12 protein-coding genes and 1 pseudogene are annotated in these 12,971 nt (G+C 67.0%); 4 read left to right on the forward strand and 9 right to left on the reverse strand.

Annotation, left to right across the window (positions count from 1 at the left end; genetic code table 11):
* Nucleotides 1-100, forward strand: a pseudogene (locus ACIGII_RS08680) (IS481 family transposase); the annotation flags it as partial.
* 31 nt (nucleotides 101-131) lie between these two features.
* On the opposite strand, the gene truD reads toward ACIGII_RS08680, so the two are convergent.
* The 7 genes from truD to ACIGII_RS08715 all read right to left on the reverse strand — a co-directional run bounded on the left by truD (nucleotide 132) and on the right by ACIGII_RS08715 (nucleotide 6,374).
* Nucleotides 132-1,181 carry a tRNA pseudouridine(13) synthase TruD gene (gene truD / locus ACIGII_RS08685; RefSeq protein ID WP_399636754.1) on the reverse strand — a complete coding sequence of 350 codons (1,050 nt, stop codon included), beginning with the start codon at nucleotides 1,179-1,181 and terminating at the stop codon, nucleotides 132-134.
* Nucleotides 1,178-1,675, reverse strand: a complete 498-nt coding sequence (gene ispF / locus ACIGII_RS08690) for a 2-C-methyl-D-erythritol 2,4-cyclodiphosphate synthase (RefSeq protein WP_399636756.1) — start codon at nucleotides 1,673-1,675, stop codon at nucleotides 1,178-1,180. The genes truD and ispF overlap by 4 nt, the downstream gene beginning before the upstream one ends.
* Before the next feature lie 64 nt (nucleotides 1,676-1,739).
* Nucleotides 1,740-2,438: a 2-C-methyl-D-erythritol 4-phosphate cytidylyltransferase gene (gene ispD, locus ACIGII_RS08695; protein ID WP_399637093.1), complete on the reverse strand. Its 699-nt coding sequence runs from the start codon at nucleotides 2,436-2,438 to the stop codon at nucleotides 1,740-1,742.
* Complete coding sequence (gene ftsB, locus ACIGII_RS08700) at nucleotides 2,435-2,785, reverse strand: cell division protein FtsB (RefSeq protein WP_399636757.1); 351 nt, start codon at nucleotides 2,783-2,785, stop codon at nucleotides 2,435-2,437. Before ftsB ends, ispD begins: the two co-directional genes overlap by 4 nt.
* 5 nt (nucleotides 2,786-2,790) lie before the next feature.
* The gene (gene eno / locus ACIGII_RS08705; protein ID WP_399636760.1) at nucleotides 2,791-4,077 is read right to left on the reverse strand and encodes a phosphopyruvate hydratase; all 1,287 of its coding nucleotides are present in this window, start codon (nucleotides 4,075-4,077) and stop codon (nucleotides 2,791-2,793) included.
* Between the two features lie 69 nt (nucleotides 4,078-4,146).
* Nucleotides 4,147-5,796 (reverse strand): CTP synthase, encoded by a 1,650-nt coding sequence (locus ACIGII_RS08710; protein WP_399636762.1) that lies wholly within the window; start codon nucleotides 5,794-5,796, stop codon nucleotides 4,147-4,149.
* Nucleotides 5,797-6,131: 335 nt separating this feature from the next.
* Entirely contained in the window at nucleotides 6,132-6,374 is a 243-nt protein-coding gene (locus ACIGII_RS08715) for a hypothetical protein (protein WP_399636764.1), read from the reverse strand.
* Nucleotides 6,375-6,536: 162 nt separating this feature from the next.
* Here ACIGII_RS08715 and parE point away from each other — a divergent pair, with 162 nt between their 5' ends.
* Complete coding sequence (gene parE / locus ACIGII_RS08720) at nucleotides 6,537-8,426, forward strand: DNA topoisomerase IV subunit B (protein ID WP_399636766.1); 1,890 nt, start codon at nucleotides 6,537-6,539, stop codon at nucleotides 8,424-8,426.
* 260 nt (nucleotides 8,427-8,686) lie between these two features.
* Here parE and ACIGII_RS08725 read toward each other — a convergent pair whose 3' ends face one another.
* Nucleotides 8,687-9,808 (reverse strand): anion permease, encoded by a 1,122-nt coding sequence (locus ACIGII_RS08725; protein WP_399657496.1) that lies wholly within the window; start codon nucleotides 9,806-9,808, stop codon nucleotides 8,687-8,689.
* Between the two features lie 13 nt (nucleotides 9,809-9,821).
* Nucleotides 9,822-10,448, reverse strand: a complete 627-nt coding sequence (locus tag ACIGII_RS08730) for a DUF47 domain-containing protein (RefSeq protein WP_399636768.1) — start codon at nucleotides 10,446-10,448, stop codon at nucleotides 9,822-9,824.
* Nucleotides 10,449-10,790: 342 nt separating this feature from the next.
* Here ACIGII_RS08730 and ACIGII_RS08735 point away from each other — a divergent pair, with 342 nt between their 5' ends.
* Nucleotides 10,791-12,047: a hemolysin family protein gene (locus ACIGII_RS08735; protein WP_399637096.1), complete on the forward strand. Its 1,257-nt coding sequence runs from the start codon at nucleotides 10,791-10,793 to the stop codon at nucleotides 12,045-12,047.
* Nucleotides 12,031-12,690 carry an exopolysaccharide biosynthesis protein gene (locus tag ACIGII_RS08740; protein WP_399636770.1) on the forward strand — a complete coding sequence of 220 codons (660 nt, stop codon included), beginning with the start codon at nucleotides 12,031-12,033 and terminating at the stop codon, nucleotides 12,688-12,690. Before ACIGII_RS08735 ends, ACIGII_RS08740 begins: the two co-directional genes overlap by 17 nt.
* The last annotated feature ends 281 nt before the right edge of the window (nucleotides 12,691-12,971 follow it).

Consider the following 12,971-nt stretch of genomic DNA (forward strand, 5'->3'; position numbering starts at 1 on the left):
GCTCCACCACTACAACTGGCACCGACCCCACATGGGGATCGGCAACCAGCCGCCTATTTCAAGAATCCCGCTGAACAACGTACTGGGTTTACACAACTAACAGTCGGCGCTACCCCGGGCTGCGCCGGCCATCATTCGGCGTCACCCCGCTCTGCCACGGCGGCGTCCGTTACCGGGCCCAGTTCGTGCAGGACGGCGGTGGCGTAGCAGCCCGGCGGCAATGCGAAGGTCAGCTCCAGTACGTCCGCTTCCAGCCAGCGGTGCTGCAGGTTGGCCGGGCGCAGGCGCAACGCGCGGCGCTCCTGCTTCAGGCGGGCGCCTTCCAGGCCGGCGCGCAGCTGCAGGGATTGTTCGTCGCTGATCGCAGCCAGCTCCAGCGCCGCTGCCGCACCCGTGCTGCGCAGCTCGCCCTCGCCCCACAACGGGCCACTGGGGTGGATGTCGAAACGCCCCAGCCGGTCGGCCAGCAGGTCGGTCCACGGCTCGGGGCCGAACACGCTGCGGCTGCCGTCCAGCATCCACACCTCGCCGTCCAGCGGGCTGTCCCAGTTGCCCTGCGCCACGCGCTCGGCCAGCACCTGGTTGAACAGCGCCGAGCGTGCCGCCGAAAGCAGCAGCGAGCGCTGGTCCGGACGCACCCGGCGGCCACCAAACATCGCCAGCGCGGCCGGCACGTTGCCACCATCGCGCCCGAAACGCTGCTCGCCGAACCAGTTGGGCAGGCCGCGCGCGGCGATCAGCGACAACCGCTCGTCGATCGCCTTCGCCTCGCCCTCCACCTTCCGCAGCACCAGCCGGAAGCGGTTGCCGGCCAGCGCACCACGCTGCAGCTTGCGGTTGTGCCAGGTGGACGCGATGACCTCGACCTCATCCGACGCCAGCAGCGCGATGTCCGGCGCAACGCGCTTGGGCAGGTGCACGCTGAAGCGCTGGGTGGTGACGGCATGGCGATCCTTCATGCCGGCGTAGCTCACCGCCATGTCCGGCAGCCCGGCCCACCGGGCCAGCAGCTTCGCCACATGCACGGTGTTGGCGCCGCGCTTGCGGATCGTCAGCAGCAGGTGCTCGCCTTCCCCGCTCGGCTCGAACGCCGGCAGTTCGTCGACCTGGAAATCCTCGGGCGCGGTGCGGATGTCGGCGCGCAGCAAGGGCGCGCCGAACGCCAGCGGCAACGGAATCACAGCGCCACCAGCAGCACGACGGCCTGCGCGGCGATGCCTTCCCCGCGTCCGGTGAACCCCAGCTTCTCCGAGGTGGTCGCCTTGACGCTCACCGCGTCCAGCGCGATCCCCAGCAGCGCGGCAATGCGTTCGCGCATGGCCAGCGCATGCGGGCCGACCTTGGGACGCTCGCAGATCACGGTGACGTCGGTGTTGCCGACCTGCCAGCCGCGCTCGCGCAGCAGCTGGTTGCAGTGTTCAAGGAAGCGGCTGCTGTCGGCGCCCTTCCAGCGCATGTCCGACGGGGGGAAATGCTGGCCGATGTCGCCCAGCGCCAACGCGCCGAGCATGGCGTCGCACAGCGCGTGCAGGATCACGTCGCCGTCGCTGTGCGCAAGCACGCCGCAGCTGTGCTCGACCCGGACCCCGCCCAGCATGATGTGGTCACCCTCGCCAAAAGCGTGGACGTCGTAGCCCTGGCCGATGCGGACGGGCGGGAAAGCAGGCGTGTTCATGGTGGAAACCCAACGGTAGGGCCGGGCACGGCCCGGCCGGGTGACAGGGGCGCAACGCGCGGACTCAGGTCCCGCGGCGCGACAGCTCGAATTCGAATCGCGACAGATCGGCCGGGGTGGTGACCTTGAAGTTGTCCTCGCTGCCCTCGACCAGCAACGGGCGCAGCCCCTGCCGCTCCATTGCCATGGCGTCGTCGGTCACCTCCACGCCCGCCGCTGCCGCATCCTGCAGCGCACGCGCCAACTGGTGGCGGCGGAACAACTGCGGGGTCAACGCACGCCACAGCCGTGCGCGCGGCTGGGTGCCGTCGATGCCGCCGTCGTCGCCGGCCCGCTTGAGGGTGTCGCGCACGGGTGCGGCCAGGATCGCCCCGACCGGGTCGTTGCGGCCGACCTCGAGCAGGCGCCCGAGGTCGGCAGCGGCCAGGTTCGGGCGTGCCGCATCGTGGACCAGGACGAAATCGTCCGCGCGCACGCTGTCCGGCAGCGCCTGCAGCCCGGCCAGCACCGACGCGGCGCGGGTCGCGCCGCCGGTGCAGGTCAGGATCGGCTTGTCGGCCAGCGACTGCCAGCCCGGCCAGTCGGCGTCGTGGTCGGCAATCACCACCATCACCCCGGCCACGACCGGATGCGAGAGCAGCGCTTCCAGGGTGTGTGCGAGCAGCACCCGGTCGCCCGCGAGCAGATACTGCTTGGGCACCGGACCACCGAATCGGGCACCCCGACCCGCGGCCGGGACCACCGCCCAGACACTGCCCATCAGGGCACTTCCTGGTGCGGCGCGTCCGGGTCGGCCAGCACCGCCGGCGCACGCGGCGGCGCCACCGGGGCGTTCTCCACCACGCGGTAGAACTTCTCGCCGGGCTTGATCATGCCCAGCTCGCTGCGCGCACGTTCCTCGATGGCGGCCTCGCCTTCCTTGAGGTCCTTGACCTCGGCCGCCAGCGCATCGTTGCGCTGCTGCAGGCCGGCGTTGTCGCGTTTCTGGGCTTCGACCTGGGCTTCGAGCATCATCACTTCTCCCGAATTGCCCGGGCCGAACCAGAAGCGGTACTGCAGCCATGCCAGCAGTACCGCCAGCACCAGCAGCAGCCAGCGCCAGGTGCGCATGCGGGTCAGCGCTTCAGCGAAACGAACGCGTCACGCCCGGCGTAACGCGCACCGGCACCGAGCGCTTCCTCGATGCGCAGCAGCTGGTTGTACTTGGCCACGCGATCGCTGCGGCACAGCGAGCCGGTCTTGATCTGGGTGGCGGTGGTGGCCACGGCGATGTCGGCGATGGTGGTGTCTTCGGTTTCGCCCGAACGGTGCGAGACCACGGCCGCGTAGTTGGCCTTGTGCGCCATCGCGATCGCTTCCAGGGTTTCGGTCAGGGTGCCGATCTGGTTGACCTTGATCAGGATGGCGTTGGCGGTGCCGGACTCGATGCCTTCCTTGAAGATCTTCGGGTTGGTCACGAACAGGTCGTCGCCGACCAGCTGCACCTGCTTGCCGATGCGGTCGGTGAGCAGCTTCCAGCCCGCCCAGTCGTTCTCGGCCAGGCCATCTTCGATCGTGATGATCGGGTACTGCGCGGCCCAGTCGGCCAGGAAGTCGACGAACTGCTCCGAGCCCAGGCGCTTGTTCTCGCCGACCAGGTTGTACTTGCCGTTCTCGTAGAACTCGCTGGAGGCCACGTCCAGGCCCAGCAGCACGTCTTCACCCGCGGTGTAACCGGCCTTGCCGATCGCTTCGAGGATGGTGTCGAGCGCTTCGACGTTGCTGCGGAAGTCCGGCGCGAAGCCGCCTTCGTCACCCACTGCGGTGCTCAGGCCATGGCCCTTGAGCACCGACTTGAGCGAATGGAAGATTTCGGTGCCGGCGCGCAGCGCTTCGGAGAACGAGGTGAAGCCGACCGGCAGCACCATGAATTCCTGGAAGTCGACGTTGTTGTCGGCATGCGCGCCGCCGTTGATGATGTTCATCATCGGCACCGGCAGGGTGACATCGCGGCCCTGCGCCAGGTACTGCCACAGCGCCTGCTTCTTCGAGGCCGCCACGGCATGCGCGTTGGCCATCGACACCCCGAGCAGCGCGTTGGCGCCCAGGCGGCCCTTGTTCTCGGTGCCGTCCAGGTCGATCAGGCGACGGTCCAGGCCTTCCTGGTCGGCGGCGTCGAAGCCCTTCAGGGCCGAGGCGATGGTGGTGTTGACGTTGTTGACCGCGTTGCGCACGCCCTTGCCCAGGTAGCGGGTCTTGTCGCCATCACGCAGCTCGACCGCTTCCTTGGTGCCGGTGGAGGCACCCGACGGCACGGCGGCGCGGCCGAACGAGCCGTCCTCCAGGGTGACTTCGGCTTCCAGCGTGGGATTGCCACGGCTGTCGAGGATTTCACGGGCGTGGATGCTGCGGATCGCGGTCATGGCGGGCCAATTTCCAGTCGGTAAGGGGAAGGCGCCGCCCTGTGGCGGCGCGTGAAACATGCGTCGTGATTATGCAGCAGAACGCGCGGCTTTTCGCTCGCGGGCGGCGCTGATGAAGCCGATGAACAGCGGGTGGCCATCGCGCGGGGTGGACAGGAATTCCGGGTGGGCCTGGCAGGCCAGGAACCACGGGTGCTGGTCGCGCGACAGTTCGATCACTTCCACCAGCGTGTCGTCCATCGACTTGCCGGCGATCACCAGCCCGGCATCTTCGAGCTGGGTGCGGTAGCGGTTGTTGAACTCGTAGCGGTGGCGGTGACGCTCGGACACCACGTCCTTGCCGTACAGCTCACGGGCCAGCGTGCCCGGCTTCAGGCGCTGCTCCTGCAGGCCCAGGCGCATGGTGCCGCCGAGGTCGCTCTTGTCGTCGCGCTTTTCGACATCGCCGGTGGCGGTGCGCCATTCGGTGATCAGCCCGATCACCGGATTCGGCGACTGGCGGTCGTTCTCGGTGCTGTTGGCGCCGTCCAGGCCGACCACGTTGCGGGCGAAGTCGACCACGGCGGCCTGCATGCCGTAGCAGATGCCGAAGTACGGCATCTGCTGCTCACGGGCGAACTGCGAGGTCAGCACCTTGCCTTCGAAGCCACGGTCGCCGAAGCCACCCGGCACCAGGATGCCGTCGACGTCCCTGAGCGCGGCCATGTCAGTGCCTTCCAGGTCCTGCGCTTCCAGCCACTTCAGGTTGACCCTGGTGCGCTGGCGCAGGCCGCCGTGCTTGAGCGCCTCGCCCACCGACTTGTAGGCGTCCTGGTGGTCGACGTACTTGCCGACCACGGCGATGGTGACTTCGTCCACCGGGTGCAGGGTCGCATCCAGCGCGGCTTCCCATTCGTGCAGGTCGGCCGGACCGGCCTTGTCGCCGAGCTTGAGCTGGTTGATGACGATCTCGTCCAGGCCCTGCGCGTGCAGGCCCATCGGAATGCGGTAGAGCACGTCGACGTCGGGCACGCTGATCACGGCACGTTCGGAGACGTTGGTGAACTGGGCGATCTTGCGGCGCTCGGAGTCGGGCACCGGCTGCTCGGAACGGCACAGCAGCACGTCGGGCTGGATGCCGATCGAACGCAGCTCCTTGACCGAGTGCTGGGTCGGCTTGGTCTTGAGCTCGCCGGCGGCGGCGATGTACGGCACCAGGGTGAGGTGCATGAACAGCGCCTTTTCCGGGCCGCGCTCGGTCCGCACCTGGCGGATGGCTTCCAGGAACGGCAGCGATTCGATGTCGCCCACGGTGCCGCCGATCTCGACCAGCGCCACGTCGAAGCCTTCGGTGGCTTCGTCCATGCAGCGGCGGATTTCATCGGTGATGTGCGGAATGACCTGCACGGTGGCGCCGAGGTAGTCGCCGCGACGTTCCTTGCGGATCACGTTTTCGTAGATGCGGCCGGTGGTGACCGAGTTCTTGCGGCTCAGGCGGGTGCGCACGAAACGCTCGTAGTGGCCCAGGTCCAGGTCGGTCTCGGCGCCGTCGTCGGTGACGTAGACCTCGCCGTGCTGGAACGGGCTCATGGTGCCCGGATCGACGTTGATGTACGGGTCGAGCTTCATCATCGTGACCTTCAGGCCACGGGCTTCGAGGATGGACGCCAGCGAGGCGGCGGCGATGCCTTTGCCAAGCGAGGAAACCACGCCGCCGGTTACGAAGATCAAGGGAGTCATGGCTGGAGGTGTCCTGTCAGGAAGGGGAAAACGGCGCCGGCGCGGGGGGCGACGGACGACGTGAAGGGGAAATCGGGACGGGAGCGGTCGGCAGCGGAATGGTCACGCACCGGGGCATCCTGCGAGGTCGGGGGGGCCGTGCCGGTCGCCGATGGGACCGTCACCTCCTGCCTACCCTGCTGGCGGTCGCGCACGACCAGACCAGTCCATTCGCTGATGGATGACACGCACTGCTCCCGGAAAGCGATAGTTTACAGAGTGGAGCGCCCAAGCCCAAGGGGCAGGAACGAAGACGCCCCGGCAAGCCGGGGCGTCGGGGCAGCCTGGAAGCGCGGTCAGCGCTTCTTCCGGGCCTCTTCTTCCTCTTCCTGCTGCGGCACCTGCTGGCCCTTGGCCTTCATTTCGGCAGTGGCGGCAGCACGGCGCTTGGCCTTGGCGTCGGCTTCGGACTGGGCCCGGGCCTCGGCCTGTTCGCCCTGCTGCGCGGTGGACTGGCCCTGTCCGGCGTTCTGGGCCATGGCCAGCGGCACGGCCACGACGGCGGCGGCAATGGCAACGATGGTCAGCAACTTCTTCATGGGGTCTCCTCGCTATGGCTGGGGATGGCGTGGCCGGGGGACCGGCTTTCACCACCGGAACCATTCTATCGCGGGCTGGTCGGCCGCCCCCTGAACGTGCGGCGTGCAAAAAAGCCGCCCAGACCGCAAACTTCGCCGTCGCTTTGCGCTTTATGAAGACCGATGAACACCCGCTATAACGCCGCCGATATTGAAGTCCTGTCTGGCCTGGACCCGGTCAAGCGCCGCCCCGGCATGTACACCGACACCGCCCGCCCGAACCATCTGGCCCAGGAAGTGATCGACAACGCCGTGGACGAGGCCCTGGCCGGGCATGCCCGGACGGTCGAGGTCACGCTGTACAAGGACGGCAGCTGCGAGGTCAGCGATGACGGCCGCGGCATGCCGGTAGACATCCACCCGGAAGAAAAAATCCCCGGCGTGGAGCTGATCCTGACCCGCCTGCATGCAGGCGGCAAATTCAGCAACAAGAACTACACCTTCTCCGGCGGCCTGCACGGCGTGGGCGTGAGCGTGGTCAATGCGCTGTCGACCCTGGTGGAAGTGCACATCAAGCGCGAAGGCAGCGAGCACCGCATCACCTTCCGCAACGGCGACCGCGCCACCCCGCTGGAGGTGGTGGGGACGGTGGGCAGGAAGAACACCGGCACCCGGGTGCGCTTCTGGGCCGATCCGAAGTACTTCGACACGCCCAAGTACAACCTGCGGGCGCTGCGCCACCTGCTGCGCGCCAAGGCCGTGCTGTGCCCCGGCCTGACCGTGAAGCTGCGCGACGAGGCCACCGACGAGCAGGACACCTGGTACTTCGAGGACGGCCTGAGCGACTACCTGAAGGCCGAGCTGGGCGAGCGCGAGATGCTGCCGGCGGAGCTGTTCGTGGGTTCGCTGAAGAAGGACACCGAGGTGGTGGACTGGGCGGTGGCGTGGCTGCCGGAAGGTGAACTGGTCCAGGAAAGCTATGTCAACCTGATCCCGACGGCGCAGCACGGCACCCATGCCAACGGGCTGCGCACGGGCCTGACCGAGGCCCTGCGCGAGTTCTGCGACTTCCGCAACCTGCTGCCGCGCGGGGTGAAGCTGGCGCCGGAAGATGTGTGGGACCGGGTGTCGTTCGTGCTGTCGCTGAAGATGACCGACCCGCAGTTCAGTGGCCAGACCAAGGAACGGCTGTCGTCGCGACAGGCGGCGGGCTTCGTCGAGGGCGCTGCGCACGACGCTTTCAGCCTGTTGTTGAACCAGAATGTCACCCTGGGCGAGGCGATCGCGCAGCTGGCGATCGAGCGCGCCAGTGCGCGCCTGAAAACCGAGAAGCTGGTGGTGCGCAAGAAGGTCACCCAGGGTCCCGCCCTGCCCGGCAAGCTGGCCGACTGCATCAGCCAGGACCTGTCACGTACCGAGCTGTTCCTGGTGGAAGGCGATTCGGCCGGCGGCAGTGCCAAGCAGGCGCGCGACAAGGACTTCCAGGCGATCATGCCGCTGCGCGGCAAGATCCTGAACACCTGGGAGGTGGCGTCGGGCAGTGTGCTGGCGTCGGAGGAAGTCCACAACCTGGCGATCGCGATCGGCTGCGATCCGGGCAAGGACGACATCACCGGGCTGCGCTACGGCAAGGTGGTGATCCTGGCCGACGCCGACTCGGACGGCCTGCACATCGCGACGTTGTTGACGGCGCTGTTCCTCAAGCACTTCCCGGCGCTGGTGGATGCCGGCCACGTGTTCGTGGCGATGCCGCCGCTGTTCCGCGTGGACGTGGGCAAGCAGGTGTTCTACGCGCTGGACGAGGAAGAAAAGCGTTCGCTGCTGGACAAGATCGAGCGCGAGAAGATCAAGGGCCAGGTCAATGTGACCCGCTTCAAGGGTCTGGGCGAGATGAATCCGATGCAGCTGCGCGAGTCGACGATCCATCCCGACACGCGCCGCCTGGTGCAGCTGACCGTCGACGACGGTGAGCAGACCAGCGCGCTGATGGACATGCTGCTGGCCAAGAAGCGCGCCGGCGATCGCAAGCAGTGGCTTGAGAACAAGGGCGACCTGGCTTCGCTTGAGGTCTGATTGCTGATGAAAAATCCCGCTTCGGCGGGATTTTTTTTGCTCTCGCGGGTGGCAGGCAATTCCGTAGTGCCGGGCCCTGCCCGGCAGCTTCATGCATCTGGGCGAACAGCCGGTGACCGTCGCTTGGCCTGAGCTTGGCCGGCGGGGCTGCCCGTCGGCCGCCCCGGCTCGGAAGAACAAAAACGCTGCTCTCAGCGACCAGCCAGCAGACACAAAAAACCCGGCCGAAGCCGGGTTTTTCACGTTTCAAACCAACCCGATCAGGCCCAGCCGAACAGCTCGAACAGCTTCAGGATCAGGTAGGCGCAGCCGCCGGCGGCCGGGATGGTGAGGATCCACGCCCAGACGATGCGTTCGATCACGCCGAAGCGCAGCGAGCGCGGGTTCTTGGCGTAGCCCACGCCCATGATCGCGGTGGAAATGCTGTGCGTGGTCGAGACCGGCATGCCGAAGTGCGCGGCCAGGGTCAGGATCGTCGCCGAGCTGGTTTCCGCCGCGAAACCGTGGATCGGGTGCAGCTTGACCATCTTGTGGCCCAGCGTCTTGATGATCTTCCAGCCGCCCGAGGCCGTACCCGCAGCCATCACCACCGCGCAGGTCAGCACGATCCACATCGCGATACCGTCACCGGCGTGTGCGTCCGGGTGCATGAAGGCCAGCCAGGACGGCAGGTCGTTCAGTGCGCCGGTCGCCTCGGCGCCGATCAGGGTCATGGCGATGATGCCCATGGTCTTCTGCGCGTCGTTGTGGCCGTGGGCGAAGCCCATGTAGGCCGCCGAGACGATCTGCGCCTTGCCGAAGAACGCGTTGACGATGCGCGGGCGGGCCAGGCGGCCCAGCCAGCCACCGGCCTTGGCCATGCCCGCGATGATCGCCCACAGCAGCAGCATCACCACGATGCCGAGCAGGAAGCCGGCGATCGGCGAGGTGATCATCGGCAGGAACACCTTCCACAGCAGGCCCTTGTTCTGCGCCCAGGTGCCGATGCGCTCGGACCAGATCAGCGCGTCCCAGTTGTTGTGGGCGGCGGCCAGGCCGGCGCCGCACAGGCCGCCGATCAGCGCGTGCGACGACGACGAGGGAAGGCCCTTCCACCAGGTGATCAGGTTCCAGATGATGCCGCCAAGCAGCGCGCACAGGATCACCTGCGGGGTGACGTCGACCACGCCGGTGTTGAGCAGGCCCGAGGCGATGGTCAGCGCCACCGCGGTGCCGGTCAGCGCGCCGATGAGGTTCATGAAGGCGGCCAGCATCACCGCCCAGCCGGGCGAGAGCACCTTGGTCGCCACCACGGTGGCGATGGAATTGGCGGTGTCGTGGAAGCCGTTGATGAACTCGAAGACGAGCGCGGCCAGGATCACCACCAGAACGAGGGTCAGCATGCTGTGGCGTCCGTCAGCTGTTCTTCAGGACGATCTGGTACGCCACCACGCCGGCCTCGCGGCAACGGTCGATGGCCTTTTCCAGGATCTCGAAGAATTCCTTGAGCAGGAACATCTGCAGGTTGTCCAGGCGACCGGAATAGATGTCGCGGTACAGCTCGAGCATCAGGCGGTCGGCTTCGTTCTCCAGCGCGCGCAGCTTCTCGTTGAGCGCGGTCATCCGGTCCAGGTTCATGTGGCGCAGGTCGTTGACCATCTCCACCACCACGCTGGCGGCCTGCTCGAGCATCGCCGCGCGCGGCGCGAAGTCGATGTGCTCCAGGTGCTTGGTCGCCAGCGAGTAGCGGTCGGCGAACTTCTCGACCTGCTTGGGGATCTTGTACAGGGCCGACCCCAGCGCTTCGATGTCTTCGCGCTCGATGGGGGTCATGAAGCTGTCCACCAGCGCCTGGCTGATCTTGTCCGAGGCCGCGCGTTCGCGCAGGCGGGCCAGCTTGAAGGCATCCAGCGCCGGCTGGCGGTCGGCGTCGCGCAGCATCGAATGCAGCGCCTTGGCGCTGTCCTGGGCGGCCTGGGCAGCCTCGTCCAGCAGGGTGTAGAACTGTTTGCCGGAGCCGAAAATGGTCTGCAGAGAGAACATTGAGAAACCTATTCGCCGTCGAGGAAGGACGGCACCGGGCGGAATTATGACGGTTTGATGTCCAATCCGGGTACTCCCCATCGTCTTCACATCGTCGAGGGGCCACCTGAACGACCCTGTTTGCTTCCTTCCCCCCGGCTTTTGTTAAGATGCGCGGGCACCTTCGGGTGCACTCTATGGACGACGACCCTTACCCCCCGCCGCGCCCCCCAGGCCTGACCTGGCCAGGCAGCCGCCGCCATCGCCTGAACACGCCCTCCCTGCCACCAACCGGGGACGACGCCCGTGTTTGAACTGATTCTGCTTGTTTTCGCCCTGATCCTGCTCAACGGGTTCTTCGCCATGTCCGAGATGTCGGTCATGACCTCGCGCAAGAGCCGCCTGAAGCAGATGGCCGGTTCCTCCAAGCGTGCCGCCAAGGCGCTTGAACTGTCCGAAAAGCCCGAAAGCTTCCTCTCCACGGTGCAGATCGGCATCACCGTGATCGGCGTGCTGACCGGTCTGCTGGGCGGCGACGCCATCGGCGAGGCCATCGCCGGCTGGATCAAGGGCCTGATGCCCGGGTTCGGCCACGCCGAGCTGGTCGGCAAGGGCCTGGCCGTCACCTTGATCACCTTCGTCACGCTGATCTTCGGCGAACTGGTGCCCAAACGCCTTGCCCTGACCCGGTCGGAAGACATTGCCGGGCTGGTCGCCCTGCCGATGAGCTGGCTGGCCAAGCTGGCCTTCCCCTTCGTCTGGCTGCTGTCCAGGACCACCCGGCTGGTGCTTCGCCTGTTGGGCCTCGGCAACGACGAAGCCGCCACGGTGACCGAAGAGGAGATCCGCATGCTGGTGGCCGAAAGCCACGAGGCCGGCGTGATCGACGCGCATGAGCGCGACATGATGAACCGGGTGATGCGCCTGGGCGACCGCACCGCCGACAGCCTGATGACCCCGCGCAACCGGATCGCATGGCTGGATGTCCAGGCCGATGCGGACAAGAATTTCGCTGCCATGCGCGAGCATGAGTTCTCGCGCTATCCGGTCTACCGGGGCAACGACCAGGACATCGTCGGCGTGCTCGAAGTGAAGAGCCTGGTCACCCGCCTGGTGCGCGACGATCATTCGCTGTTCCAGCAGCTGCGCGATCCGCTCTACGTCTCCGATTCCACCCATGCGATGAAGCTGCTGGAGATCTTCCGCGAGGAACAGCAGTCGATGGCGCTGGTGGTGGACGAGTACGGCGAGATCCAGGGCCTGGTGACCATCAGCGATCTGATGGGCGCCGTGGTGGGCCGCATGCAGTCGGTGGAAAACGTCGACGAGGACGCGCTGGTGGTGACCCGTGAGGACGGCTCGCTGCTGGTGGACGGTTCGCTGTCGATCGAAGACCTGCGCGAACTGATGGGCAATGCCGAACTGCCCGATGCCGAAGACGGCGACTACTACACGCTGGCCGGCATGTGCATCCATTACTTCGGCCGCATCCCGCACGCCGGCGAGTACTTCGACTGGGCCGGCTGGCGCATCGAGATCGTCGACCTGGACGGGGCGCGCGTGGACAAGCTGCTGATGCGCGCGCTGGCCGAAGAGGAGAGCGATGAACTCACCGGCTGATCCGCCCCCCGCGCCGGAACAGAGCCGGCCGGAATACCAGAACGAAGGCATCCGCACGCTGCTGGCGATGTTCGACCACGGCGATCCCGACGAACGCCTGCGCCTGGGGCAGATCCTGCAGGGCCTGCAGCAGAGCGCGTTCGGGGTGTTCCTGTTCGTGGCGATCCTGCCCTCCTTCATCCCGATCCCGGGGTTGGGCGGCGCGGTCAGCGGACCGCTGGTGATCCTGATCGGTGCACAGATGCTGTGCGGGTTGCGCCGCCCGTGGCTGCCGGGGTTCATCGCCAACCGCGGCCCCCGTCGTGGCACGATGCACCGCTTCCTTGCCCGTATCGACAGGCCGTTGCGGCGCCTTGATCGCATGCTGAAACCGCGGCGGCCGGTGCTGCTGGTTCCGGTGGCCGCGCACGCCTTCACCGGGCTGCTGCTGGTACTGATCGGGCTGCTGCTGTCGCTGCCCATTCCCTTCACCAACTACCTGTTCGGTTTCCAGCTGCTGCTGTTCTCGCTGGCGCTGCTGGAGCGCGACGGCACGTTGATGCTGATCAACTGGATCGGCGCGATCGCCGCGGTGGTGTTCTTCAGCTTCAGCTCCGGGCAGCTGGTGGAGTACCTGAGCGAGCTGGTGCAGCGCTGGTTCTGAGCGCAGGAGCGTCCCGACCAACGGTCGGGACCTACCGGCATGGGCGGCGCGCGGATGGCCTCCAACAATCACCGGTGGGTCGGGTGACCATCACGGGTAGCACCCGACCGTTGGTCGGGTGACCATCACAGGTTGCTCGGGTGACCATCACAGGTAGCACCCGACCGTTGGTCGGGTGACCATCACAGGTAGCACCCGACCGTTGGTCGGGTGACCATCACGGGTAGCACCCGACCGTTGGTCGGGTGACCATCACGGGTAGCACCCGACCGTTGGTCGGG

Source organism: Stenotrophomonas sp. NPDC077420 (assembly GCF_044543385.1).
Taxonomy (GTDB): Bacteria; Pseudomonadota; Gammaproteobacteria; order Xanthomonadales; family Xanthomonadaceae; genus Stenotrophomonas.